This window comes from Duganella rhizosphaerae (assembly GCF_040364205.1).
GTDB classification, from domain to species: domain Bacteria; phylum Pseudomonadota; class Gammaproteobacteria; order Burkholderiales; family Burkholderiaceae_D; genus Rugamonas; species Rugamonas rhizosphaerae.
This window is the reverse complement of record NZ_BPWK01000011.1, coordinates 94,431-115,265: the sequence shown is the minus strand read 5'-3', so window position 1 is coordinate 115,265 and position 20,835 is coordinate 94,431. Positions and strand designations below refer to the sequence as shown.

Annotated in this window: 20 protein-coding genes; 15 read left to right on the top strand and 5 right to left on the bottom strand. The window is 62.6% G+C overall.

From position 1 onward, the window contains the following. Positions 1 to 31 precede the first annotated feature (31 nt). The gene (locus tag RUGAMON1_RS22195) at positions 32 to 2,470 is read left to right on the top strand and encodes a GH92 family glycosyl hydrolase (protein WP_445232579.1); all 2,439 of its coding nucleotides are present in this window, start codon (positions 32 to 34) and stop codon (positions 2,468 to 2,470) included. Between the two features lie 49 nt (positions 2,471 to 2,519). Here the strand turns inward: RUGAMON1_RS22195 and RUGAMON1_RS22190 are convergent, their stop codons facing one another. Beyond that, positions 2,520 to 4,037 (bottom strand): tryptophan halogenase family protein, encoded by a 1,518-nt coding sequence (locus tag RUGAMON1_RS22190; RefSeq protein ID WP_445232578.1) that lies wholly within the window; start codon positions 4,035 to 4,037, stop codon positions 2,520 to 2,522. A gap of 108 nt (positions 4,038 to 4,145) precedes the next feature. Beyond that, a complete protein-coding gene (locus RUGAMON1_RS22185; RefSeq protein ID WP_445232577.1) occupies positions 4,146 to 7,256 on the bottom strand; it encodes a TonB-dependent receptor in 3,111 nt (1,036 codons plus the stop codon). A gap of 374 nt (positions 7,257 to 7,630) precedes the next feature. On the opposite strand from RUGAMON1_RS22185, the gene RUGAMON1_RS22180 reads away from it, so the two are divergent. Genes RUGAMON1_RS22180 through RUGAMON1_RS22160 form a run of 5 tightly spaced genes read left to right on the top strand, consistent with a single transcriptional unit; the run spans position 7,631 to position 12,223 of the window. Beyond that, positions 7,631 to 8,263: a LemA family protein gene (locus RUGAMON1_RS22180; RefSeq protein WP_445232576.1), complete on the top strand. Its 633-nt coding sequence runs from the start codon at positions 7,631 to 7,633 to the stop codon at positions 8,261 to 8,263. Further along, entirely contained in the window at positions 8,260 to 9,126 is an 867-nt protein-coding gene (locus RUGAMON1_RS22175) for a TPM domain-containing protein (protein ID WP_445232575.1), read from the top strand. Before RUGAMON1_RS22180 ends, RUGAMON1_RS22175 begins: the two co-directional genes overlap by 4 nt. Positions 9,127 to 9,128: 2 nt before the next feature. Continuing rightward, entirely contained in the window at positions 9,129 to 9,626 is a 498-nt protein-coding gene (locus tag RUGAMON1_RS22170; RefSeq protein ID WP_445232574.1) for a TPM domain-containing protein, read from the top strand. 42 nt (positions 9,627 to 9,668) lie between these two features. After that, positions 9,669 to 10,061, top strand: coding sequence for a hypothetical protein (locus RUGAMON1_RS22165; protein ID WP_445232573.1), 393 nt, complete (start codon positions 9,669 to 9,671; stop codon positions 10,059 to 10,061). Further along, positions 10,058 to 12,223 carry a copper-transporting P-type ATPase gene (locus RUGAMON1_RS22160; protein ID WP_445232572.1) on the top strand — a complete coding sequence of 722 codons (2,166 nt, stop codon included), beginning with the start codon at positions 10,058 to 10,060 and terminating at the stop codon, positions 12,221 to 12,223. Before RUGAMON1_RS22165 ends, RUGAMON1_RS22160 begins: the two co-directional genes overlap by 4 nt. Here the strand turns inward: RUGAMON1_RS22160 and RUGAMON1_RS22155 are convergent. Further along, positions 12,201 to 13,223: a hypothetical protein gene (locus RUGAMON1_RS22155; protein ID WP_445232571.1), complete on the bottom strand. Its 1,023-nt coding sequence runs from the start codon at positions 13,221 to 13,223 to the stop codon at positions 12,201 to 12,203. The two genes, RUGAMON1_RS22160 and RUGAMON1_RS22155, sit on opposite strands and share 23 nt — an antisense overlap. Before the next feature lie 304 nt (positions 13,224 to 13,527). Between RUGAMON1_RS22155 and RUGAMON1_RS22150 the strand changes: the two genes are divergently transcribed. Continuing rightward, the gene (locus RUGAMON1_RS22150; protein WP_445232570.1) at positions 13,528 to 13,797 is read left to right on the top strand and encodes a hypothetical protein; all 270 of its coding nucleotides are present in this window, start codon (positions 13,528 to 13,530) and stop codon (positions 13,795 to 13,797) included. A gap of 241 nt (positions 13,798 to 14,038) precedes the next feature. Here RUGAMON1_RS22150 and RUGAMON1_RS22145 read toward each other — a convergent pair whose 3' ends face one another. Then, entirely contained in the window at positions 14,039 to 14,899 is an 861-nt protein-coding gene (locus tag RUGAMON1_RS22145) for an MBL fold metallo-hydrolase (protein WP_445232569.1), read from the bottom strand. An 85-nt stretch (positions 14,900 to 14,984) separates the two neighbouring features. Between RUGAMON1_RS22145 and RUGAMON1_RS22140 the strand changes: the two genes are divergently transcribed. Genes RUGAMON1_RS22140 through RUGAMON1_RS22120 form a run of 5 tightly spaced genes read left to right on the top strand, consistent with a single transcriptional unit; the run spans position 14,985 to position 17,478 of the window. Next, positions 14,985 to 15,326 (top strand): metalloregulator ArsR/SmtB family transcription factor, encoded by a 342-nt coding sequence (locus tag RUGAMON1_RS22140; protein ID WP_445232568.1) that lies wholly within the window; start codon positions 14,985 to 14,987, stop codon positions 15,324 to 15,326. Beyond that, entirely contained in the window at positions 15,317 to 15,751 is a 435-nt protein-coding gene (locus tag RUGAMON1_RS22135) for a YeeE/YedE family protein (RefSeq protein ID WP_445232567.1), read from the top strand. Before RUGAMON1_RS22140 ends, RUGAMON1_RS22135 begins: the two co-directional genes overlap by 10 nt. A 1-nt stretch (position 15,752) precedes the next feature. Further along, positions 15,753 to 16,190, top strand: coding sequence for a DUF6691 family protein (locus tag RUGAMON1_RS22130; protein WP_445232566.1), 438 nt, complete (start codon positions 15,753 to 15,755; stop codon positions 16,188 to 16,190). A 4-nt stretch (positions 16,191 to 16,194) separates the two neighbouring features. After that, positions 16,195 to 17,010: a sulfite exporter TauE/SafE family protein gene (locus RUGAMON1_RS22125; protein ID WP_445232565.1), complete on the top strand. Its 816-nt coding sequence runs from the start codon at positions 16,195 to 16,197 to the stop codon at positions 17,008 to 17,010. Positions 17,011 to 17,049: 39 nt separating this feature from the next. Further along, positions 17,050 to 17,478, top strand: coding sequence for a c-type cytochrome (locus RUGAMON1_RS22120; RefSeq protein ID WP_445232564.1), 429 nt, complete (start codon positions 17,050 to 17,052; stop codon positions 17,476 to 17,478). 163 nt (positions 17,479 to 17,641) lie between these two features. On the opposite strand, the gene RUGAMON1_RS22115 is transcribed toward RUGAMON1_RS22120, so the two are convergent. Further along, positions 17,642 to 18,565 (bottom strand): LysR family transcriptional regulator, encoded by a 924-nt coding sequence (locus RUGAMON1_RS22115; protein WP_445232563.1) that lies wholly within the window; start codon positions 18,563 to 18,565, stop codon positions 17,642 to 17,644. 130 nt (positions 18,566 to 18,695) lie between these two features. On the opposite strand from RUGAMON1_RS22115, the gene RUGAMON1_RS22110 reads away from it, so the two are divergent. Genes RUGAMON1_RS22110 through RUGAMON1_RS22100 form a run of 3 tightly spaced genes read left to right on the top strand, consistent with a single transcriptional unit; the run spans position 18,696 to position 20,627 of the window. Further along, positions 18,696 to 19,496, top strand: coding sequence for an alpha/beta fold hydrolase (locus RUGAMON1_RS22110; RefSeq protein WP_445232562.1), 801 nt, complete (start codon positions 18,696 to 18,698; stop codon positions 19,494 to 19,496). 11 nt (positions 19,497 to 19,507) lie between these two features. Next, positions 19,508 to 20,284 carry an MBL fold metallo-hydrolase gene (locus RUGAMON1_RS22105; protein ID WP_445232561.1) on the top strand — a complete coding sequence of 259 codons (777 nt, stop codon included), beginning with the start codon at positions 19,508 to 19,510 and terminating at the stop codon, positions 20,282 to 20,284. Positions 20,285 to 20,306: 22 nt separating this feature from the next. Next, the gene (locus tag RUGAMON1_RS22100) at positions 20,307 to 20,627 is read left to right on the top strand and encodes a helix-turn-helix transcriptional regulator (protein ID WP_445232560.1); all 321 of its coding nucleotides are present in this window, start codon (positions 20,307 to 20,309) and stop codon (positions 20,625 to 20,627) included. Positions 20,628 to 20,835: the final 208 nt, after the last annotated feature.

Here is a 20,835-nt window from a genome sequence, read left to right as displayed (position 1 = left end):
GCAGAACAACAATACCAACTGGAGACGCTCAATGACGCACCACCGCACCACCGGCCAGCTCGCGCTCAGCATCGCGCTGGCCATGACCAGCATCTGGGCCGCCGCGGCGCCCGCACCGGAACCTGGCTTCCCGGTCAATACCTTCATCGGCACCCAGGACGACGGCAACACCTTCCCCGGCGCCTCCGCCCCGTTCGGCATGCTGCAACTGAGCCCGATCGGCGAACACTATGCCGGCTGGCGCTACCTGGACCCGAAGATACGCGGCTTCGGCCACTTCTTCCTGTCCGGCGCGGGCTGCTGGGAACAGGGCGGCCAATTGTCGGTGCTGCCGGTGACCGGCGACATCGGCCCCGGCGCCAAATTCGACACCACCAAGCCGGCCAGCTTCGACCAGAAGAAATACGCGTCCAGCTACACCCATGAGGGCGAAGTCGGCACGGCCGGCTACTTCAAGATCAAGCTCACCGACTACGACGGCATCGTCGCCGAAACCACGGCGCTCACGCGCGCCGGCGCCGAGCGCTACACCTTCGCGGACAACGTCCGCCAAGGGCATGTGCTGGTCAACGTCGGCCAGGCCAACGAACGCCATTCAGTGGTCGGCAGCACCTTGCAGGTAGTGGGCGACCGCGCCATCGAAGGCAAGATCGTCACCAAGAGTTTTTGCGGCGGCGCCCAATACGCCACCTGGTTCCGCATGGAGTTCGACCGTCCCTTCAACACGCACGGTGTGTGGAGCGACGCCGGCGGCACACCCGGCACGCGCGGCGTTAGCCAGCAAGGCGACAGCCGCCCGCACGGCGCCTGGTTCACCTTCGACCTGAAAGACGGCAAGGCCGTCACCGCCATCAGCGCCATTTCCCACGTCGATGCCGAAGGCGCGCGCCGCAACCTGCACGCCGACGCCTACGCAGGCACGCAACCGCGCAGCTTCGACGCGATGCGCGAGGCCTCGCAGCGCGCCTGGCAGAAGGAGTTGAACACGGTGCGCATCGGCGGCGCCGACAAGGACCAGCGCACGGTGTTCTACACCGCCCTCTATCACGCGCTGCTGCAGCCCTTGACCGGCAACGACGCCGACGGCCGCTATCGCGGCTACGACGACGCCTTGCACGACGCCGGCGGCGCCACCTACTACGAGTTCTTCTCGCTGTGGGACACCTACCGCGCCCACAACCAGCTGCTGGCATTGCTGCGTCCTGAACGCGCGCGCGACATCGCCGATTCGGTGCTGAAGACCCGCGAACAAGGCGGCTGGCTGCCACGCTGGGGCTACGCCAACTTCGAATCGAACGTGATGACGGGCGATCCGGTGACGCCTTTCCTGGTCGACCTGTGGCGCTTCGGCGCGCTGAAAGGCCAGGAACAGCGCGCCTACACCGCGCTGCGTGAAAACGCCTTCGGCACGCCGCCATTCGGCAGCCGCAGCGAAGGCCGCGCCGGCAATCCGAGCTATCTGCAAAACGGCTACGTGCAGTACGACCGCGCCTTCCGCGCCAAGGGCATGGATGTCGACCCGCACCACGGCGGCTCCGCCACGCTCGAATATGCGCAGGCCGACGGTGCGCTGGCCTACATGGCCGAGGCGCTGGGCAAGCACGACGACGCCACACTGTTACGCAAGCGCGCCGGCAACTGGCACAGCGTGTGGGATGAAGCGGCGGACGACAAGGAACTCGGCTTCAAAGGCTTCCCGCGCGCGCGCATGACCGATGGCAAATGGTTTACCGAACTCGACGGCAGCTACAGCCCGCGCGCCGAGCACGGCTTCCACGAAGGCACGGCATGGCAGTATCAATGGCTGGTGCAGCAGGACGTGGGCGGCATGGTGGCGGCCATGGGCGGACGCGCGCAAACCGCGCGCCGGCTCGACGCCTTCTTCGCCTACGACGCCTTGCGCAAGAATCCCTACGAGGCGGTGCGCAAGGATTGGGTGATGGGGCCGTACAACTACTACAGCCAGTACCGCTACAACCCGAACAACGAACCGGACCTGCACGCGCCTTGGATGTACACGCTGGTCGGCCAGCCGTGGAAGACCAGCACCGTGTTGCGCGCGGCCGAGACGCTGTTCACCAACGCGCCGAATGGCGTCACCGGCAACGATGACCTGGGCACCATGTCGGCGTGGTATGTGTTCAGCGTTCTGGGCCTGTATCCATCGATGCCGGGCAGCGGACACTTCCTGCTGCATGCGCCGAAATTTGCCAGCGCCGAGATTGATGTAGGCAATGGCAAGACGCTGCGCATCAACAGCAACGCCGCCAGCGGCAAGGCCCAGGCTCCGATGGCGATCGAGCAGGTGCGCTGGAACGGTCAGCCGCGGCCGCAGGTCTGGCTGGACTGGGAGCAGCTCAACGCCGGCGGACAAATCCAGATGAAGCTGGGCAGCGATGCAGCCGCCCAAACCTGGGGCACGCAAGCGGACGCCCTGCCCGCCGATCTGCGCGAGCCGCAACGGCCGTAACGCAATAGATGCCGGGGGCCGCGCCCCCGGCAGCACCATTCTGGTCCGCTTACGGCGCGGCCGCCTTCCAATACCGGTTGATCCACTCCCCATGCGTTGGCATCGCTGCAACAGCCTGCGCCAGCGTCGCGCGCATGCCCTCGACGTACTGAACCAGCTTCTCTTCCGGCATATCGTCCACGATCGGATGGTAGCCTCGCGGCATGATGCGCTGGCCCAACATCACCTGCACCCAGCTCGGCAGCGCGAAGAAATCCTCGCCGTTGCGGAAGTAGCGCCCGTCGCTGCGGAACAACTCCATCGCCTCCTTCAAGCTGTCCGGAACCGACATGGTGCGACAGTAGTCCCAGAACGGCGTGTCGCTGCGCTCGGTGGCGTGGTAGTGCAGGATCAGGAAATCGCGAACCCGCTCGTATTCGAACGCCGATTCCCGGTTGAACCGCTCGGCCAGCAAGGGATTGAAATCGCGGCCGGGGAACAGCGCCAGCAAACGGCTGATGCCCGACTGGACCATATAGATGCTGGTCGACTCCAACGGCTCCAGGAAACCGCTGGCCAATCCCAGCGCCACCACATTCTTGTTCCAGAACTTCTTGCGCATGCCGGGCGTGAAGCGCAGCGGGCGCGGCTCGCCCAGCGGTTTGCTGTCCAGGTTGGCCAGCAGCGTCGCGGCAGCCTCGTCGTCGCCAAGGTAGCGGCTTGAATACACATAGCCATTGCCGGTGCGATGCTGCAGCGGAATGCGCCACTGCCAACCCGCCTCGCGCGCGGTGGCGCGCGTGTACGGCGTGATCGGATCGACGCGTTCGCTGGGCACCGCCATCGCGCGGTCGCACGGCAGCCAATGCGTCCAGTCCACGTAGCCGGTCTTGAGCGTCTGCTCGATCAGCAGACCGCGGAAGCCCGAGCAATCGATGAACAATTCGCCTTCGACCACTTCGCCATTTTCCATCGTCACCGATTCGACATAGCCGTCATCGGCGCGCTGGTTCACGCCGACGATCTTGCCTTCGATGCGCTGCACGCCGCGCTGCTCGGACAGCTCGCGCAGGAAGCGCGCATACAGGCTGGCGTCGAAGTGATAGGCGTAGGCGATGTCGGCCAGCGGCGAATTGGGCGGCGCATTGCCGTCGCCGGGTATGAACTTGCCTTGCGGCGCCATCACGGTCTGCAGCGAATAATCGCCGATAGTCGCCGCGCGGCCGGACTGGAACAACTTGAGCCAGAACTGGTGGAACGGCAGCGGCCCCAGCGAACGTCCGACGACGCCGAAGCCGTGGATATAGCTGTCGCCGATGCGCGACCAGTCCTTGAACTCGATGCCGAGCTTGACCGTTCCCTGGGTCCGTCTGACGAACTCGGTTTCGTCGATGCCCAGCATCTGGCTGTTGAACATGCGGATGTGCGGAACGCTGGCTTCGCCGACGCCGACGATGCCGATTTCCTCGGACTCGATCAGGCGTACCGAAGCCTGCTTGCCCAGATAGGTGGCCAGCGCCGCGGCCGCCATCCAGCCGGCGCTGCCGCCGCCGACGACGACCACGCGCTTGATGCGGTTATGTGTCATTTATCGCTACCCCTTGCAGAAGCAAAAAAGTCGGCAGTTGCCAAAACAGGCAACGCCGACGGGAACCTCCCCTCACACCAGCGGGCGCGAGGGGGCGGGAGGAAGATATCAGAACTTGTAGTTCAGGCCAAAGTACGCGATGCGGCCGGTGTAGCCGTTGGAGTAGAAGCGATCCTTGGTGTCGCTGCCCAGGTGGGAACTGGTTTCTTCCTTGGTCAGGTTCAGCACCGAAGCGGTCAGGCTCAGTTCCTTGGTCAGGTTGTAGGCCACGTTCACGTCGATCTGGCTGTAAGGATCCGAATACACGTTCAAGCCGTTGACCAGACCGTTGACCACTTCGCCGCGACGGTTGTACGAAGCGCGCACCAGATACTTGTCGGTTTCGTAGAACGCAGTGATATTGGCCTGGTTCTTCGCGCTGCCGACCAGCGGCGACTTGCCGATTTCAGTGCCGTCGCCAAGCGTGATGGCCGCCTGGTTGGTCTTGTTGTAGGTGTAGTTGACCTGGAAGCCGAGGCCGGAATCGAACGTGTGCTGCACGTACGTCTCGATACCCTGCGACACCCCGTTACGACCGCCGGCGGTGGTCGAGTAGTTCTGCACCGTCACGGTCTGGCCGCCGACGTTCATGGTCACGTCGCGCACCACCGGCACCGAGAAGTTGCTGACGTTTTTGCGGAACAGGTCGGCGCCAAGCACGGAACCACGGTGGAAGTACCACTCCAGGCCCACGTCGAGCTGGGTAGCCTTGTACGGATCGAGCTGCTTGTTGCTGCCTTCGCCGAACCAGCCCTGCTTGTCGCCGCCACCGATCAGACGGCGGTCGTTGACGTATTCCTGGCTGTAGTACTGCAAACCGCCCGGCGACGCGATGTCGCCATAGCTCGGCCGCGACACCACCTTGGATGCGGCCACGCGCAGCAGCAGGTCCTTGCGTACGTCGAAGGCCAGGTTGAAGCTAGGCAGCACGTCGGTGTAGCTGCGATCGAGCGAACTGAGCACGAACGACGAGCTGCGCGCGGTGCTGTCCGGCAGCCGGGTGAAGCCGCTGGTGCAACCGGAGCCGGCAGGCGCGCCGACCGCCGGTGCGCCGCCCGCCTGGCAAGGCGCCGGGCTGCCATTGGCGCCGTTGAAGAAGTAGTCGTTGTAGTTGTCGACGCGGTCGGTCGAGTCGGCATGCTGTTTGGTGCGCACCACGCGCAGGCCGACGTTACCGCGCAGACGGTCGGTCTTGATGTTGGCCTGGAAGTAGGTCGACGAAATCTTCTCGTTGACGTTGTAGACGAAGTTGTCTTCGTTGCGGGTCTGCATAGCGCCGTAGGTCTGGTTCAGGTAGGCGATGTAGGCCGGATAGTTAATCGCCGGGAAAGCGCTGGCGCTGATGCCGCCCGCCAGGTTGTCCAGCGACTGGCTGTACAGGAACTGCGACTGGAACTTGTTGGCCGTGGGATCGCAGCCGGCCTGGTAGCGCTTGTCGTAGTTGGTCGGATCGGCGCCCTTGCACACCCAGTAGTTGTTGCCGGTGCTGCGGTGGGTGCCGCCGTCACGGTACTTGCCGCCGAATTGCAGCGAGTCCAGCCAGGTGCTGTCGGCGTGCCAGGTGAAATCGGCCTGGGCGTACTTCTGCTCGGTGCTGTTGTGGGTCCACGACGAGCTGGTCGAACCGAGGTCGATCTCGCCTATGCCCTTCTGCAGGTTGGCCATCAGTTCCGGCGAGAAGGTCATGGTCGGCTTGCCGGCCAAGCTCCAGGCACTGGCGTAGTTGCCGAGGGTCCAGCTGCCGTCCGCGTTTTGCAGGCGCGGCTTGATCGGCATGCCGAATTGCAGCTCCGGACCGCCGCCGGCCCAGGTACGGCCGCCCTTGAAGGTGGCGTCCAGCGCCTCGCCGTGCCATTCGACTTCGATGTCGGCGGTTTGCGACAGCGCTTTTTCGCGGTTGTAGCTGCCGGTGATCTGCGGCGTCGGGATGGTGCAATCGTCCGGACCGAAGCCGCCGGTGTTGGTCAGGCCGCCCGCCTTGGCTTGGTCGCCGCTGCAGTAGTAGGTCTTGCCGGGATGCGCACTGTATTGCGCGCCGGTGACGATGGTGCCGCTGCGGTCAAAGGTCAGGCCGTCGAGCATGCGGCCGCCGGCCCAGTTGCCGTCGCCGTCGTAGCGCGCCAGATTCCACTCGGGGATCTTCAGCGTGTTGGTCTGCGAGTTCTGCGACAGGTCGAAGCGGAAGTAGTTACCGGTCACGGTCAGGTTGCGAACCGGCTTGGCTTGCAGGGTCAGTTGGCCGCCCTTGCGCTCGCGGTCCTCGGTCTTGACGTCGAAGTTGACCGAGGTCGGCATCATGAAATTGGTGTATTTCTTGCCGCTCTGGTCCTTGAAGCCGGACTGGCCCCACCAGTAGCTGTTCATATTGGACGGTTTGCCGTTGACGTCGGTGGCCGGATGGGCGTCGTAGTCGTCGCCATACCATTGCCAGTTTTCGGTGCTGGCGCCCATGGTGCGGGTGGTGCGTTTCTGCTGCGTGTAGCCAACCAGCACGCCGAAGCGGTTGCTCTCGTCGTGCCAGGCGTACTGGCCGGAGAACTGGCCGTCGGTCTTCTTGCTGGTGTCGGCCCAGGTGCCTTCGGCGGACACGAAGCCGGTGCCCGACTTCACTTCCAGCGGACGGCGGGTGTGCAGGATCACGGTGCCGCCGATGCCGCCTTCGTCGATGCGCGCTTCCGGCGTCTTGAACAGTTCGGCGCTGGACAACATGTTGGCCGGCATCAGCATGTAGTTGAAGGAACGGGTCGGATCGCCGTTGGACTCGGCCGTGGCGATGTAGTTGCCGTTCAACTGGGTCAGGGTCAGCTCCGACGACAGGCCGCGGACGCTGACGTTCTTGCCCTCGCCGCCGCTGCGGTCGATGATCACGCCAGGCACGCGCTGCAGCGCGTCGGCCACGTTCTTGTCGGGGAACTTGCCGATGTCTTCGGCGGTGACCACGTCGACGATGGCATTGGCGTTGCGCTTCTGGTCGAGGCTTTTCTCGATCGCGTAACGGTAGCCGGTGACGACCACGGAGTCGATCGGCTTGCCGTCGGCGGTTTTCTCGGCCGGTTTATCGGCGGACGCGGTCTGCGCGTGGGCGCTGGAAAGGGTCATCAAGCCGAGGCTCAAGGCCGTGGCGATCGGCGTCTTGGTCCAGCGGCGCTGGCGTGCAGCGTGAGGGGTTTTTAACGTCATGTGCTGTCTCCTGGTCGTGTGCCCTGCGAGGGGCTGTATTTATTATTTGGCGGCAACTGGCTACCGCATTGCAACGCGAACCCTGAGGATTTCCTAAACGGCTCAAAAGCCGCTTGCATATCGATGGGGACCGCATTCCAACCAGAAAGATTTATACAGAAGAAGCGATGGTGGCTCTACAAACTTTCAAAGTTTGCATGAAGTTTAGCGTTGTTTAGGAAACAAGCGCGGTGGGCGCGCGACACTTGGCCGCCGGCGGCCCGCAGGCCCCGATTATGGGCAAACGTTTGATCCAGATCATAGAAAATCAATGGTCAGACGACTAGCCTGATTTACACATGCACCAAACCGGTGTAGTTCCTTGGAGAAATCAAGTGCGTAAATTGTGGAAGTTGCTGGCGATAATCACTTTGCTTTGCATTTCAGGATGCGGCTACAACACCTTGCAAAACAATGATGAGCAAATCAAGGCGAGCTGGTCGGAGGTAGTCAACCAATATCAACGACGGGCCGACCTGATTCCTAACCTGGTCAACACCGTCAAGGGATATGCGGCGCATGAACAGGCTGTGCTGACGCAAGTGACGCAGGCGCGGGCAGCGGCGACCTCCGTGCAGGTGACGCCGGACGTGTTGAACGATCCGGCCGCCTTTGCCAAATTCCAGGCCGCTCAAGGCGCGTTGTCCGGCGCGCTGTCGCGTTTGCTTGCAGTCAGTGAAAACTATCCGCAGTTAAAAGCCGATGCCAATTTCCGGGATCTGCAAGCACAGCTGGAAGGCACGGAAAACCGCATCTCCGTGGCGCGCAATCGCTACATCAAGTCCGTCCAGGAATACAACGTCACCGTGCGTTCGTTTCCTTCCAATCTGACGGCCATGGTCTTCGGCTACCAGGCGAAACCCAATTTTTCGGTCGACAACGAAAAGGAAATCAGCAAGCCGCCGATGGTCGACTTCAAATCGGCGCCCGTCAAGCCTCAAGCTGACGCCACGGAGAAGACCAAATGACGACGATGGCGCGTGCGCTGCGCACGGCAAGCGCGCCATTGCTGGTGTTACTGCTATGGCTGCCGTTGTCCACCAGCGCTCAACTCGCCGTTCCGCCATTGACGGGTCACGTTATCGACCAGACCGCGACACTGACAGCCGACCAGGCAAGCGATCTGGAACAAAGCCTGCAATCGTTCGAAGCGAGGAAAGGCAGTCAGCTCGCGGTGCTCATCGTCCCCACCACGGGGCCGGAGACGATCGAGCAATACGCATTGCGCGTCGCTGAGCAATGGAAGCTGGGACGCAAGAAAATCGACGACGGCGCCATCCTGGTGGTGGCCAAGAACGATCGCGCACTCCGCATCGAAGTCGGCTACGGCTTGGAGGGGGCGCTCAATGACGCGACCAGCAAGCGCATTATCAGCGAGATCATTACGCCCTATTTCAAGCAAGACGATTTCTATGGCGGCATTGCCGCCGGCGCCGAACAGATGATGCGCCTGGTCGACGGCGAGCAATTGCCGGCGCCCGCAACGAGGCTGGGCGGCGTGGCCGGCGCACAGCGCTACCTGCCGGTCGCCTTCATCCTGGTGTTCGCCATCGGGAGCGTGCTGCGCGCCATACTGGGCAGGCTTCCCGGCGCCATCCTCACCGGCGGCGCGGTGGCCGGCATCGTCTGGCTGTTGGCCGGAACGGTCTATATTGCCGTCGCCGCCGGCGTGCTGGCGCTGTTGTTCACCTTAGTTGGCGGCGGCATGCTCGGACGCGGTCTTGGCGGTTTCGCCGGCGGCTTCGGTCGCGGTGGCTCAGGCTCTGGCGGAGGCGGCTTCGGCGGAGGCGGCGGCAGCTTTGGCGGTGGCGGCGCCTCAGGGAGATGGTAACGATGAACATCCAACGCCTGGTGCGGCATCTGCTGACGACACGCTGGCAAATCAAACGCGCCTTTCCGCCCCGGACGCTGACTGCGATTGAACATGCCATCGCCTCCAGCGAGCGCAGCCACGCCGGCGAAATTCGTTTTGTGGTGGAGGCCGCATTGGACGGCGCACCGCTCTTCCGCAATCAGTCTGCCAGGGCGCGTGCCATCGACGTGTTTTCGCAATGCAGGATATGGGACACGGAGCATAACAACGGGGTCTTGATTTACCTGTTGCTGGCCGATCGCAGCGTCGAGATTGTTGCCGACCGCGGCATTCACGGCAAAGCAGGTCCGCACGAATGGGAACAAATTTGCCGTCAGATGGAAGCCGCTTTCAAGCAAGGCGACTATGAGGCGGGTGTGCTCGGCGGCATTGAGGCGGTGACCCGCCATTTAAAGGAACATTATCCGGCAGAGCGCAAAGGCAGGAATGAACTGCCGGACCATGTGCTGGTGCTTTAACAAGTGCATCAACGAAAACTAGTATCCAACCAGGAAACGACCATGAAAACCGCCATCGCAATCGCCTTCCTCGCCGCTCTGCTTGGGGTATCCCAGGCTGGCGCCGCAGACCCACATCATTCAGACACGGGCCCGAACGCCACGCAGGCAGGGATGATGGAAAATATGCAGAAGATGCAGCGCCAGATGGAAAAAATTCAGACGACAACCGATCCCAAGGAGCGACAAAAGCTGATGCAGGAACACATGCAGGCCATGCAGGACAATATGAAGGCCATGCACGCCATGGATGGATCGAAGGCCGGCGAAAAAGCAGGTGGCGGCATGATGATGCACTCCGACATGATGGAAAAGCGCATGGAAATGATGCAGATGATGATGGAGCAGATGTTGCAACATCAAAGCGCGAAGGAAGCGGCGCCGGTTTCCAAATGATTGCCTCCGCATCCACCCCATTGCAGCAGGCCTCCCCGCACGCGGCAAGCTATACCTGTCCGATGCACCCGGAAATTGTGCGCGAGGCGCCCGGCAGTTGTCCGAAGTGCGGGATGGCGCTGGTGCCGGTGGCGGGAACGGAAGACGCCGGCGCGCAGGAATTGCGCGACATGGCACGCCGCCTGTGGATCGGGGTGATGCTGTCTCTTCCGCTGCTGGTGCTGGCGATGGCGCCGATGGTCGGCCTACATGACCTGCTCGGCATTCAGCCGCGCGCACGCGGCTGGATTGAATTTGCGCTGGGCACGCCGGTTGTCCTTGGGGTGGGCTGGCCCATCCTGCGCAAGTTCTGCTTATCCATCCTGCATCGATCATTGAATATGTACACCCTGATCGGGCTGGGCGTCGGGCTGGCCTATCTGTTCAGCTTGGTTGCCGTGATTTCCCCTGAATTATTCCCGCCGGATTTCCGCGAACATGATGGCGCGGTCGGCACCTATTTCGAAGCTGCTGCGGTGATCGTGACCCTGGTGATTCTGGGCGACTATCTGCAGTCGCGCGCCATGGGCCAGACCAGCCAGGCCATCCAGCAGCTGCTCAAACTCGCGCCCAATGTCGCATGGCGCCTGGGCGCCGATGGGACTGAGGTACAGGTGGCATTGGATGCGGTGCTGGTCGGCGACCGGCTGCGCGTCAAGCCGGGCGAAAAAATTCCGGTGGATGGCAGCGTGCTCGAAGGCGCCAGCCGCGTGGACGAATCGATGATCAGCGGCGAACCGGTGCCCGTGGCGAAGGTGGTCGGCAGCAAGGTAATCGGGGCGACCGTCAACGGCAACGGCACCCTGCTGATCCGTGCCGAGCGCATCGGCGCCGACACACTGCTGGCGCGCATCGTACACATGGTGGGCGAAGCGCAACGCACACGTGCACCGATTCAACGTCTCGCCGACATCATCGCTGCGCACTTTGTCCAGGTCGTCGTCGGCATTGCCCTCGTCACCGCGCTGGTGTGGTGGTCTGCCGGCCCCGCTCCACGTCTGGGCTACGCATTGATCAACGCGATCGCGGTATTGATCATCGCCTGCCCTTGCGCGGTTGGGCTGGCAACACCGATTTCAATGACCGTCGCCATGGGGCAAGGCGCCCGCATGGGCATACTGTTTCGCAACGCGGAAGCCATCGAGCGCATGCGGGACATCGATATTGTGCTGGTCGACAAGACCGGCACGCTGACGCTCGGCCGTCCCGCGCTCACCGACCTCATCGTCGAAGGCATGCCCGAGCATGAGGCGCTGGCACTGGTGGCGGGCGTGGAACAGCGATCCGAACATCCGATCGGCGCCGCCATCGTCGAAGGCGCCAAAGCGCGCGGCGTGACGCCGCTGGCGACGACAGCCTTTGAAGCCGTCAACGGTCTTGGGGTGCAGGCAGAGGTCGGCGGCAAAATCGTGCTGGTCGGCAGTCGGGGTTTCCTGGCGCAGCGCGGCGTCGCCACGACAGGCTGGGAAAGCCGCGCCGAGGCTTGGCGGGCGGAGGCAAAGACCGTCGTGTTCTTCGCCGTGAACGGCGTCGCCTCCGGCATCGCGGCGGTGGCGGACCCCATCAAGGAAAGTACCCAGGGCGCGATCGCGGCGCTCAAGCAAACCGGCGTGCGCGTCATCATGTTGACCGGCGATTCACGCAGCACCGCCGAAGCCGTCGCGCGCAAGCTCGGCATCGACGAAACCCTGTCCGAAGTCCTGCCGCAGGACAAGGCCGCTCACGTCAAGCGCTTGCAAGCGGAAGGACACACGGTCGCCATGGCCGGCGACGGCATCAACGACGCGCCAGCCCTGGCACAAGCCGATGTCGGCATTGCGATGGGGTCGGGAACCGACATAGCGATGGAAAGCGCCGGGGTGACGCTGGTCAAAGGCGATCTGCGAGGCATAGCAAACGCCACCATGCTGTCGCGCGCCACCATGCGCAATATCCGCCAGAATTTTGTGTTCGCCTTCGGCTACAACGCGCTGGGCATACCGATAGCTGCCGGTGTGCTCTACCCGGCTTTTGGCGTGTTGCTATCGCCGGTCGTCGCAGGTGCGGCGATGGCGTTGAGTTCGGTGTCGGTGGTGACCAACGCCTTGCGTCTCAATCGCATCAAGCATCGCGCGCGGGATTGATCCGCTCCGAATGCGTCGCCATCACGGCCGGCAGCGCTCCGGCCTGGTCCACGAAGGGTTGGTAGATCGCGATCAAACGCCGCATGCGCGGCAAATGAAACCGCAGCTCCAGCTCCATGGCGCGCTGAGCCATCAGGGCCTGCGTGAAGTAGCGCTTGCCGATCACGTTCTGGAACAGCACCTGCGCATCCTTGAGCTTCTTGCTGGAGGCGCGCTCGATCAGGATCAATTGCGGCGGATACCGGAACATCGCCGCGCCGCCGGTCTTATCGATCAGCACCGCCCACGCCTGCGGGCCATCGCCCTGCTGCACGAACACCAGGCGCTTGGCGTTGCTCAGCGCTTCGCTATAAGGGAAATCGGGCGCCAGCGCGGCCATCAGCTCCCGGTTGACGGCCGGCGTCAACATGCCGTTATGGTCGCCATCGAGCACGATGCGATGCGCGGGTTGGCACAGCGCCCACCAATAGCTGTTGTCGTAGGCCAGAGGCACGGCCTGGTCGCGCAGCGTCGGCGATTCCTCTTTCGGCAGCAACAGCAACGGCGGCGTCAGCGTGCAACGCTCGCACGCCGCCACGTACCAGTCGAGTTCATTGCGGACCATCTCGAACGCGGCGTGCCGGTGCTCGGTCTCCAGCAGCCGGGTGGCGACGGCATCGGCCGTCAAATCCCACGGCGTCACCGACCGTTGGAACACCGATAACTGCCCGGTCTCCAGGTAATTCCGGTATCCCTGCGGCAGCGCGGGCGCGGCGGGCAAGCATTCCTCGCCAAAGGGCAGCCGCAGGCGCTGCCGCAATTGCTCGATCATGTAGGCCCGCCCCGGCTCGTTGATCAGCGGCGGCGGAAGATGATCGCGCAGCCACAGTTCGCGCGCATAAAAGGCGCACCAGCCCTCGGCGATGTCCTGCTCCATCAGCGCCAGCCACGCGTCGAACAGCGAGGCCGCCGAGGCCGCCAACAACTCGCGCAGCCTGGCCGCGAAGTCCGCTTGTTTCAATTACCGTCTCCTCTCTTCACTTAAAACCAGCTCTTGAACCAGACGATGGGCTGCACCGATCGACGCTATGATAGCCGCGATCGTGCTGAGCCCTCCGATTCCTGGGCCGCCAGCTTGGCACGGTCCGCGCATTTCATTCTCAGCCATCGCGAGGATGGATCCATCGGCACGTGCGTGCGGCGCTCCATGTACTCGCGGACGGCTTCTTTCGGCGGTTGCGTGGTGTTGCCCATTCCCACTACTCACCAGCGGCGCGCCGAAAAACGTAGCGTTCGTCTACTATGAATCATCACCAGGAGAATTCATGTCCGAACAAATCGAAGCAGTGTTTATCCCGCTTGCAACCGAGCGAACCAAGAATGTCATCAAACATCTTCAACCCGGATCGCGCACAACGATTGACGCAGTAAGCGCGCTTGCTGACACGACCAGGATCGAAACTGAAATATGGGCGGTCGAACAGGACGATGGAGTCCACATCTACTATCAGGACGGACCGTCTGGCGGCGCAAAATACCTCGGGTTCGCCGACAAGGTTCGCGTTGCTATTGAAGAGGCGGCGACAGAAAAGTGACCACGCAATAGAAAAAGCCACCTCCAGGGTGGCTTGCTCCCGCGACAATCGGTGCGCGGTGAACTTAATTCAAGGCGAACGAGGTCCGCCTGTGGGGCTATAGTACAGCAGACTCTAGGCGTTTACAAGTCCTCATTTCTTTTCTTTCCAGCTTCGGGGTCAGTGCCGGCAAAGTGCCATTTATTGACTATCCTGGGGTTTGTCCAGAGCCAATATCGCGCGGCACAGTTTGCCCCTTTTGTCAGATGGCGTTCAGAGGGATTTTGAGATAGCGCACCCCGTTCTCCTCCGCCGGAGGCAACTCCCCTGCCCTGATATTCACCTGCACCGCAGGCAATATCAGGGTGGGCATCTCCAGCGTTGCATCGCGCGCCCGCCGCATCGCCACGAATTGATCCTCGCTCACACCGTCATGCATGTGAATGTTGGCATTGCGTTGCTCGCGCACCGTCGTCTCCCACGCAGCATCTCGTCCCTCAGGCGGGTAATCGTGGCACATGAAAAGGCGGGTGGCGCCCGGGAGCTCCAGCAGTTTGCGAATGGAGCGGTACAGTTCGTGGGCATCGCCGCCCGGAAAATCGCAGCGCGCGGTGCCGACGTCCGGCATGAAAAGCGTATCGCCCACAAATACCACGTCCCCTATCTGATACGCCATATCCGCCGGCGTATGCCCCGGGACATGCATCGCCCTGCAGGCCAGGCCGCCAATCGCAAACGTCTCCTCGTCTTCGAACAGGTGGTCGAACTGCGCCCCGTCGGGCTGGAATTCCGGTTCCAGATTGAAGAGCTTCTTGAACACGCCCTGTACCTGCCGAATGTTCTGCCCGATGGCGATGCGGCCACCAAGATGGCGCTTGAGGTAGTGGGCGGCGGAAAGGTGGTCGGCGTGCGCGTGCGTCTCCAGCAGCCAATCGACGCGCAGCCCATGCTCGTGCACGAATGCAATGACTCGATCGGCACTGGCCGTCGTCGTTCGTCCCGACTTGGGGTCGTAGTCGAGTACCGAGTCAATCACTGCGCACTCGGGGCGCCCTGCTTGATAGACCACATAGGTCACTGTCCAGGTAGCGAAATCGAAGAACGGGCGTATCGTGGGTTGCATGATGGTCTCCTTGTCTGCAATAAATTATACAGTATCATATTATATCTAGTGATATAATGATTTTTATTGAAATCTCAGGTGCCCCATGGAGCAAACCCATCCCCCCATCGACCCCAGCGTGATGCAGGCTGCTGCGGCGAACGCATGCGCGCTGCTCAAGGTTCTTGCCAATCAGGACCGCCTGCTCGTGATGTGCCAGCTATCGCAAGGCGAGTTGTCCGTAGGTGAGCTGGAAAAGCTGCTCGGCATCCGGCAGCCCACGCTATCGCAGCAACTGACCGTGCTCCGTGAAAGCGGTCTGGTGAGCACGCGCCGGGATGGCAAGAGCATCTTTTATTCGGTGGTGAACAAAGAGGCCCTGGCCGTCATGGCGGTGCTGTATCAACAATTCTGTGCCGATACCTCAGCGGAGACGACATGCAGATAGACCTCGCCAACTTCACCCCCGCCATGTCCCTCGGGGGTGGCCTCATCATCGGAGCGGCCGCCGCCGTGCTGATACTGTTCAATGGCCGCATCGCTGGCATCAGTGGCATCCTCGGAGGCCTGTTCAGCTTTCCACGCAAAGACATGGCCTGGCGCCTGACCTTCCTGGCCGGTCTGGTCGCCGCCCCCATTATCGCGGGTCTGCTTGGCAGGCCGGCGGTGGCCGACATACAGGCGAGCTGGAGTGAAATTCTGTGCGCCGGCTTCCTGGTCGGCATCGGCACCCGCTATGCCAGCGGCTGCACGAGCGGCCATGGCGTTTGCGGAATCTCGCGCGGGTCGATCCGCTCCCTGGTCGCCACCCTGACGTTCATGGGGGCAGGGTTCCTGACGGTCTTCGTGCAACGACATCTGATTGGAGGCTGACATGAGCGCATTAACTGCATTGTTTGCGGGACTGCTCTTCAGCGTGGGATTGATGGTCTCTGGTATGGCCAATCCCGCCAAGGTGCAGAGTTTTCTCGACCTGGCAGGACACTGGGACCCGTCCCTGGCCCTGGTCATGGCCGGCGCCATCGCGATCGGCTCGCTCGCATTCCTGATTGCCCAACGCCGCCAGCGCTCATTGCTGGGATTGCCCGTCCAGCTGCCGGCCAGCGCCGACGTAACGTTGCGGCTTGTGCTGGGGAGCGCCGCCTTCGGTGTTGGCTGGGGCTTGGCGGGCTTCTGCCCGGGACCCGCTCTGGTCGCGCTGGGTGCCGGATATTCGAAGGCAATTGGCTTCGTGGCCGCCATGGTGGCGGGAATGGCCCTCTTCGAAATAATTGAACGGGTGAAGTTACGCGCAACGCAACGTCCGCAGTGAAGCGATGGACAATATTGCCACCAGCAGTGCCGTATTAGGAGCCACAGTCGGCCTCATCCTCGCGCTGACGGGAGCAGGAGGGGCAATTCTTGCCGTTCCTCTGTTGCTGTTCGTTCTGCACCTCGGCGTGGCGGAGGCTGCGCCGGTAGCCCTGCTCGCGGTGGGACTGGCCGCCGCAGTCGGAGCGCTGATCGGCCTGCGCGCCGGCATCGTGCGCTACCGGGCGGCAGTGTTGATGGCGGCTAGCGGTACGTTGGCCTCACCGGTCGGCCTATGGCTCGCCCACCGCCTCCCCAACGGGCCGCTGACTCTGCTCTTCGCCGCCGTGCTGGCCTTTGTGGCACTGCGCATGTTCAGGCAAGCGCCCACCGGCGCGCCACATCCGGCGCAAGCCCAGCCTGTGCCGCCGTGTCAACTGGATAATGGTACCGGGCGCTTTGTCTGGACCGCCGCCTGCACGCGCGCCCTCGCACTTTCTGGTGCGGGCGCCGGCTTCCTGTCGGGCTTGCTAGGCGTCGGCGGCGGTTTTGTCATTGTGCCGGCACTCAAGAAGGCCACCAACGCTTCGATGCAGGCTATCGTCGCGACGTCCCTGGCTGTGATTACGCTGGTGTCCGCCTCCGGCGTCATCTCGACCGCCATTGCCGGACGCATGAACTGGCAAATCGGCGTACCGTTTGCCACCGGTGCGATGGCGGGCATGCTTGGTGGCCGCCTTGTCGCCGGCCGCTTGAGCGGTCCCAGGCTGCAGCAGGGATTTGCCCTGGTCGCCGGCCTGATCGCGTTAGGCATGGCTGCGAAGGTCGGACTGGGTGCCTGAGCGCGCACACACCAGCCCCTGGCGTACGACTCAGCCGAAATGAACGCCATCATGGCATACATGAAGTGGTTGTCTGCAGGCGTCCCAACGGGCACCAGTGTTGCAGGCCGGGGCTTCGAAAAGATTGACGCCTCGCTCGTTCCAGACCGCGAACACGGCAAGGCCGTCTACGCGGCGCAATGCGCCTCCTGCCACGGCACAGACGGACAGGGCACAAAGAATCCGCAAGGGGGTTATATTTTCCCGCCGGTGTGGGGCAAAGACTCATTCAACGTGGGCGCAGGGATGGCGCGCATGTTCACCGCCGCCGCCTTCGTCAAACACAACATGCCGCTCGGCCAAGGCGGCACACTGTCTGCACAGGAAGCGGTCGACGTCGCCGCCTACTTCACGCAGCAACCCAGGCCAGACTTCGCGGCCAGGGTGAATGACTGGCCCAAAGGGGATAGACCGAAAGACGCGCGCTAGTTGCCAGCGAGCGGGTGCGCCAAGGGTTTGTTGCTTGCACAGGCCAATGACCGAGCGCAGCGGCAACTGAGTTACAAATACAATATTGCAATAGGCGCCCCACGCTGGCCGCCGAGGCCGCCAACAACTCGCGCAGCCTGGCCGCGAAGTCCGCCTGTTTCAATTACCGTCTCCGCTCTTCACTTCGGTCCCAAGGCGGCGTTCCACCAAAACGGGCGATCAGGTGCTCGACGAAGCTGCGGAGCTTTAGCGAAACGTGACGCTTGCTCGGATAGACAGCGTGGATCGTCAGCGGCGCCGTCTGGTGGTCAGGCATGAGCGCCACAAGATCACCTCTGGCAATGGCTTCGCCGAAGACGAAACTCGGGCCATAGGTCACGCCGCCACCGGCCATCGCTGCGGCAAGCAGCATCTGCGTGTTGTTGGCGGCCATCCGGATTGGCCCGTCGATCACCTGCGTCTGGCCGTCGGGATCGGTGAGCGTCCAATCCCCAGACGAAATCGCCTCACTGAAGGCCAGTCGCGGTGCGCGGCGCAGGTCTTCGATGGTCCTGGGAACGCCGTGGCGATCAAGAAAACCCGGTGCGGCGCAGATCACCATGCGGCACGGTGCCAGGCGACGCGCAACCAGGTCTGAATCGGCCAGGCGACCGATGCGGATGGCCATATCGACGCCCTCCGCCAACAGGTCGACATAGCGGTCGTTGAGCATGATCTCCACGCCGACGCGCGGATGCTGGTCCATGTAACTGGCCACGACCTCGCCCATGTGCATGGCACCGAAGGTGATCGGGGCAGCAACCCGCAGCGTCCCCTGGACCGACTGCTGGGCGTCGCCGACCTCGCGCTTCGCGTCCTCGTACTCCTCCAGTATCCGCTTGCAGCGAGCGTAATAGCCACGGCCCAACTCGGTGAGGTGAAGCTTCCGGGTACTGCGCTGCATCAACCGGACGCCCAAATCCGCCTCGATCGACGAGACATGCTTGCCGGCCATTGACGCCGAGAGACCGAAGCGCCGGGCCGCGCTGCTCAGGCTGCCTTCCTCCGCCGCCGCAACGAATACCGCCATGCTGGTCAAACGATCCATTCGGCCTCCAATTCGATCATATTATTATCGATTGATGATAACACACTGCTGATTGTCGCCTCCCAGTATGTTATCTATACTTACCTCATTCCCACCGTCAGTGGGGTCCTACACAGAGAAGGAAATCCTCATGAACATCGCCTCGAACGGCATCCGCATCCATGTTGAAGAGCAAGGCCAGGGCGAGCTGTCCCTCGTGTTCCTGCATTATTGGGGCGGCTCCTCGCGGACCTGGCGCCATGTGACTACGGCGCTGGCCTCGTCCTTTCGGACCGTCGCGCTCGACCATCGCGGCTGGGGGCAGTCGGATGCGCCGCTGAGCGGCTACGGCTTGGACGATCTCGCAGCCGACGCGCTGGGCGTTATCGAGGCGCTGGACCTGAAGTCCTACATCCTGGTGGGCCACTCGATGGGCGGAAAGGTCGCGCAGCTCCTGGCCTCGCGTCAGCCCGCAGGCTTGGCCGGCTTGGTGCTGATCGCCCCTTCACCACCTTCGCCGATGGCCATGCCTGTGGAGGCACGTGAGCGCATGACACTCGCCTATTCTAGCCGCCAGGCGGTCGAAATGACTCTAGATCACGTGTTGACGGCAACGGCACTTAGCACCGAGGATCGCGAGCAGGTTATCGCCGACAGCCTGAGTGGTTCGCCTCAGGCCAAGACGGCTTGGCCGCAGAACGCCAGCCAGGAGGATATCACCGCGCAAGTCACCGCAATCCGCGTGCCCACGCTGGTCATCGCGGGCGAAGCTGACAAGGTCGATCCGCCCACGGTTCTTCGCGAGGAACTGATGCCCCGCATTGCACATGCAAAACTGCACGTCCTGCCTGGTGTCGGCCACCTATCTCCCCTCGAGGCAGCGGGCGACCTGACAGAGCTGATCCGCGATTTCGCCATGCTGGCACACCCCCGCCGAATCCCTGCCCATTAAAGGAAATCGCCATGCTCAAGACCGAAATCATCACCGTTCCGATCCTGCCTTTCGGGATGGTCAATGCCCATATCATCCGCACGGATACCGGTTGCATCCTGATCGACGCCGGCATCCCGGGCTCTGAACACAAGATCGGCAGGGCGCTGGCCCGGCACGGCCTGTCGTTCCGCGACATCAAGTTGATTGTCGTGACCCATGCCCATACCGATCATGCCGGCAGCGCGGCGCAGGTCCGGGCCCTGTCGGGAGCACCGATCCTGGCGCATCAGGACGATGCGGACTTCTATAGCCGCAAGATGCCGATGACTTATTGCACCACGGGTTGGGTGGGCAAGCTGTTCCTGAAGACGCCCATCCCGCATGAGCCCTATAAGGGCTTCGTTCCCGACCTGATGATGAAGGATGGCGAAACCGTCGATCTGCTCGACTTCGGTGTCGAGGGCATCGTTCGTCATACCGGCGGCCATACGCCAGGATCGATCGTGGTGGAACTTGCGTCCGAGGACATGATGGTTGGCGACCTGATCGCATCGGGGATCCTGATCGGCGGCATGATTTTCAAAGGCCGTGCCATCCGCCCACCGTTTGAAGACGATCCCGCCATCGTGTCGCGCGAACTGATGCGCATGGTGGAGGCCGGCGGAAAGCGGTTTCACATGGGGCATGGAGGGCCGCTAGAGGTGCCCGAAGTAATGCGGCATGCCAGCGCTCTGGCAAAAATCGGGCGGCACCAATGCGGCTCGGCTTGTCGCCACACCGGAGAAGACAAAAAACAGTGCTGGTAGCAAATGGACAATGGAGGAAGAGATGAAACGACCACCCCTGCCCCGCACCACCCGAATGATCCGCCTGCCGGAAGTGATGGCGATCTGCGGGCTGTCGCGCAGCACCGTCTACGCCTACACCAAGCGCGGCGAATTCCCGGCACGGGTTAAGATAACCAGGCACGCTTCGGCATGGGTTCGGGAAGAGGTGCTGGCCTGGGTAGAAAGCCGTATCCACGCCAGTCGCAGTTGTACTCCAACACCGGCAGAAAATCGTGGGACTGGGGTTTGCCCTCTAAAAGAAGAAGTTTGTTGGCGTACAGGCCTGCAAAAACAACAAAGGCCAGTCCGAAGACTGGCCTAAGCTGTTGATTCTATTGGTCGGGGCGAGAAGATTCGAACTTCCGACCCCTTGCACCCCATGGCCGAGTTAACTCTTCCTTTAGCATCCAGGAACGTCCATCCGTTGAGCAACATCATTAAGAATCAACGGCTTGGCGCTACCATGCGTCTATACCCATCCGTACTCATCCAGTCCTAGCCGAGCGTTTTGTTGGGGTATTTGTTGGGGT